The following is a 311-nucleotide window of genomic DNA, read 5'->3' on the forward strand; positions in this document are numbered from 1 at the left end:
GAAGATCGCGAGCCGACCCGTGAAATCGAGATGCGTCTGACTGGCAATATGGAACGCTATGAGTGGAGCATTAATGGCGTGAAATACGAAGACGCTGACCCGGTTGTTCTGCAATACGGCGAGCGGGTGCGCTTCAAATTCGTCAACGAAACCATGATGACCCACCCTATGCACCTGCATGGCATGTGGTCAATCCTGGACGTGGGCGCCGATAAGTGGAACCCGATAAAGCACGTAATCAGCGTGGCTCCTGCCACTACCGTTTACATGGAAACGGAAGTGGATGCCCCGGGCCAGTGGGCGTTCCACTG

At 55.3% G+C, this 311-nt stretch carries 1 protein-coding gene; it reads left to right on the forward strand.

Features of this window, described 5'->3' with window-relative positions:
* On the forward strand, positions 1 to 311 hold a 311-nt coding region (locus E5Q11_RS17525; protein ID WP_168215679.1), incomplete at both ends, for a multicopper oxidase domain-containing protein.

The sequence above is a fragment of the Marinobacter confluentis genome (assembly GCF_004785685.1).
Classification (GTDB): Bacteria; Pseudomonadota; Gammaproteobacteria; order Pseudomonadales; family Oleiphilaceae; genus Marinobacter; species Marinobacter confluentis.